At 73.6% G+C, this 3,043-nt stretch carries 3 protein-coding genes and 1 pseudogene; 3 read left to right on the top strand and 1 reads right to left on the bottom strand.

What is annotated here, in order from left to right; translation table 11 throughout:
- Both QH283_RS19905 and QH283_RS19900 read left to right on the top strand, forming a co-directional pair.
- A pseudogene (locus QH283_RS19905) lies at positions 1-556 on the top strand (hypothetical protein); the annotation flags it as partial.
- 103 nt (positions 557-659) lie between these two features.
- Complete coding sequence (locus QH283_RS19900; RefSeq protein WP_280504497.1) at positions 660-1,289, top strand: TetR/AcrR family transcriptional regulator; 630 nt, start codon at positions 660-662, stop codon at positions 1,287-1,289.
- An 87-nt stretch (positions 1,290-1,376) separates the two neighbouring features.
- Here the strand turns inward: QH283_RS19900 and QH283_RS19895 are convergent, their stop codons facing one another.
- Positions 1,377-1,841 (bottom strand): YaeQ family protein, encoded by a 465-nt coding sequence (locus QH283_RS19895; protein ID WP_348538292.1) that lies wholly within the window; start codon positions 1,839-1,841, stop codon positions 1,377-1,379.
- 130 nt (positions 1,842-1,971) lie between these two features.
- Here QH283_RS19895 and QH283_RS19890 point away from each other — a divergent pair, with 130 nt between their 5' ends.
- Positions 1,972-2,883 (top strand): cutinase family protein, encoded by a 912-nt coding sequence (locus tag QH283_RS19890; RefSeq protein WP_280504496.1) that lies wholly within the window; start codon positions 1,972-1,974, stop codon positions 2,881-2,883.
- The last annotated feature ends 160 nt before the right edge of the window (positions 2,884-3,043 follow it).

The raw sequence follows: 3,043 nt of genomic DNA, 5'->3' as shown, positions 1-3,043 counted from the left end.
CCCGCCCGCCCCCCCCCCCCCCCCCCCCCCCCCCCCCCCCCCCCCCCCCCCCCGGGCGGTGGCGGGATACTCCGAGGCCGGGCTGCGCATCCTGGACGAGGCCGTCTTCGGCGACGCCGCGCCGGGCGGGGCGATCACCGTCTCGGTCGAGGCCGAACTCGGCGAGTCCGGCACGGTCGAGCGGATCGGCGTGCGCAGGGAACTGGGCGAGCGGATCGGCTACCACTCGATCTGGACGGCGGCCGAGCCGGCGGAGGCCCCCGAGGCTGCGGCAGCGGGTGCGGAGGCACCGGGGGCAGAGGCACCAGGGGCGGAGGCAGCAGAGGCGGACCTGGACCGGCCGCCGCTGCGCTACCGGCTGGTGTCGGCGACCGACGGCGCCTCCGGGGCGACCACGGTGGACTTCCGGTTCATCAGCGGCCTGCATCCCGCCGACCACCTGACCGTGGTGGACGCGCTCGACGCGCTGCGCTCGGTGGCGGAGAGCGAGCCGGGCATCGCCCGCCGCGATCTGGCCATCACCTACCTGAAGTCCGACGAGCGCCTGCGGCGCTGATCCGCGCGGCCACCCGCCCGCCACCCCACGGCAGCGGGCGGTCGCCTCCCGGGCGGCATACGCCCGGGACCGGGGCGTGGCGGCGGGGTGCGAGGATGGAGCGGTGAGTTCACCGAGACTCTGGCGCGGCCAGACCATGGACGATCGCAGTGCCGACCGGCGCGAGCAGCTGCTCGCGGTCGCCACCGAGATCCTCGGCACCGCTGGTGCGTCCGCGGTCACGATGCGGGCGGTGGCCCGCCAGGCGAATCTGAGTCCGCGTTACTTCTACGAGAGTTTCGAGAGCAGGGAAGCGCTGCTGCGCGCGGTCTACGACCGGCTGGAAAGCGAACTCATGGCGCGCATCCAGCAGCTGCCGCCGCCGACCGGGGACATGCGCGCGGCGGCCCGCGCGGTCATCGACATGTGCGCCCAGTACTTCGAGGAGGACCCGCGCCGGGCCAGGATCCTGCTGCGCGAGCCGCTCGGCGACGACACCCTGCACGAGCACAGCGCCGCGCGGGCGCCCTCCTTCATCCGCGCGCTGGTGGCCCTGCTCGGCACCGAGGCGGGCGCTCTGATGCCCGCCGACGACGAGACGCTGACCATCCAGGCCACCGCGCTCAGCGGCGCGCTGGTGGCGCTGTACCTGGACTGGGCCGACGGCAGACTGCCCATCGACCGCGACCGGCTGGCCTCGGCGGCGGTGGACATCGCGTTCGCGCTCACCACCGTCGCGCATCCGCGGAGCTGAGCGGCCGGGTCAGCCGAACCGGTGCTCGCGCACCACCGTCTCTAACCACACGCCGTTTATCTCGAGGTACAGCCAACCCTCGGTCACCTAAAGGGTTATCGTATTGCGCCTTTCGATCGCCGCCGCGGGGGCGTCGACGAAGGCGCGGTCGAGGCTGTAGACGGGGATGCGCTCGGCCCGGTGGATCTTCTTGCCGCTGTAGAGGGCGAGCACCTTGGCCGGGTCGCGGTGGGTGTAGACGGCCACGCGCTCAGCGGATTTGCTGCCGCGATGCAGCCGCTCGGCGTCCGGCGCGCCGACCTCGATCCAGGCGGTGAGCGCCCCGGTGGCGTCGCGCGCGAGCACGGCGGGCTCGTCGGTGGACGACACGCCGCCGTCGCTGAAGGCGATTCCCTCGGTGTATTCCAGGCAGTAGGCCAGCAGCCGGGTGAGCATGAATTCGGCCGTCTCCGAGGGGTGGCGGGCGACCCGCAGCTCCAGATCGTCATAGACGCCACGGTCCACGTCGGCGAGTCCGACGGCAAAGCTGTGAACAGTCGCATTGAGTGCCATAGAGCCAGCAGCCTAACGACCGGCCGGTTACCATTTCGTCAGGGTTCGGCCGACCATCGGCGTCCGGCTCTCTCCGGGCGCTTTTCACCATCCGGGCGCTCGCCCGGCAGTGCAGAGACGGAGTACGACGATGCTCTCTCGATGGACGAACGCTCGCCTCGCCGGAGCCGCGATATCGGCGGCCGCCTTGGTGGCGGCCGCGATACCGATCGGCGCCGCCACCGCCGCCACCGCATCGGCGGCCCCCGGTTCCTGCCCCGACCTGCATGTGGTCGTGGTGCCGGGGACCTGGGAGACCTCACACGAGAAGCCCGGCAAGGGAATTCTGGCCGGTGCCGCCGACGGTTTGCCCGGAGATGTCCGGGTCGACTACGTGACCTACGCCGCGACCGCCTTCCCCTGGGAGGGCGAGGTGTACGGCCGGTCCAAGTCCGAGGCCACCAACGGCGCGCGCGGGCTGATCGCCGACGTCGCCAGGCAGTGTCCGGGAACGCGTTTCGCGCTGCTCGGCTACAGCCAGGGCGCGGACGCGGCGGGCGACGTGGCCGCCGAGATCGGCACCGGCCTCGGGGTGGTGCCCCCGGACCGGGTCGGCCTGGTCGGTCTCGTCGCCGACCCGCGCCGCTCCCCCACCGACCAGCTCATCGGCCCGCCCGCTCCCGGCGCGGGCGCGGGCGGCCCCAGGGTGGGCGGCTTCGGCTGGCTCAGCCCGGTGACCTACACCTTCTGCGTGCCCGAGGATCTCTACTGCGCCACGCCCGACGGGGATTTCGCCGCGCGCATCGCAGGCATGTTCGCCCAGGCCTCCGATCCGAGCCAGCTGCACCGGCTGCCCGCCGGTGATCTGCTCGCCGACGTGCTCGCCGCGGGCGGTCTCGGCCTGTTGCACGACCAGCTCAACAACTCCGCCTACGAGGAGCGCAAGCGCCAGGTCGACAACTTCCTCAGTTCCGGTGCGCACCAGGCCTATCCGCACTACCGGGTCGCGGGCGGGGACACCGCCATCAGCTGGTTGCGCGCCAAGCTGCGGGCACTCGTCTGAGATCGACGGGCCGTCGGGGGTGCGCCCCGGCGGTCACGGCGACCTCGACGCGGGGTCGTGGCCACCGCCCCGGTGGCCGCGGCCCCGCGGCGCGGCGGTGGCGGCGCCCCCCCAGCGCCGCCCCCGCCCGGCCGCGGCGCGCGCCCCGCCGGGCGACCCA

The organism is Nocardia farcinica, assembly GCF_029867845.1.
Taxonomy (GTDB): domain Bacteria; phylum Actinomycetota; class Actinomycetes; order Mycobacteriales; family Mycobacteriaceae; genus Nocardia; species Nocardia farcinica_A.
The sequence above is the reverse complement of the archived record's forward strand: the minus strand, read 5'-3'. Positions and strand labels throughout refer to the sequence as shown.

Bases quoted from the DNA above. Each gene is read 5' to 3' on its own strand.
- QH283_RS19895 (WP_348538292.1), bottom strand. From the start codon at position 1,841: ATGGCACTCAATGCGACTGTTCACAGCTTTGCCGTCGGACTCGCCGAC.
- QH283_RS19890 (WP_280504496.1), top strand. From the start codon at position 1,972: ATGCTCTCTCGATGGACGAACGCTCGCCTCGCCGGAGCCGCGATATCG.